Consider the following 241-nt stretch of genomic DNA (forward strand, 5'->3'; position numbering starts at 1 on the left):
CAATGTCTGGCCTGGCGTGATAACGAACAGTGGCTGTGGGCGACACGCTATCGCTGGGGGCGCAAACTGGCGGTGGGGATGACTAGCGCGAAGGAGCTGGCGGCAGCGTTATCCGTTGATCCCGAAAGCGTCGCGATATGTGGCGAAGGGGGATTTGATCCCTGGGAGGCCGTTTCTGTTCGTCAGCCGCCGCTACCGCCGTCAGGTGGAGACTTTGCCATCGCGCTGGGGCTGGCGCTTG

At 63.1% G+C, this 241-nt stretch carries 1 pseudogene; it reads left to right on the forward strand.

Annotation, left to right across the window (positions count from 1 at the left end):
- Positions 1-241: pseudogene (gene hofM, locus SB756_RS34430) on the forward strand (DNA utilization protein HofM); the annotation flags it as partial.

Origin of the sequence: Pseudomonas sp. SIMBA_068 (assembly GCF_046534705.1) — a bacterium.
GTDB classification, from domain to species: Bacteria; Pseudomonadota; Gammaproteobacteria; order Pseudomonadales; family Pseudomonadaceae; genus Aquipseudomonas; species Aquipseudomonas putida.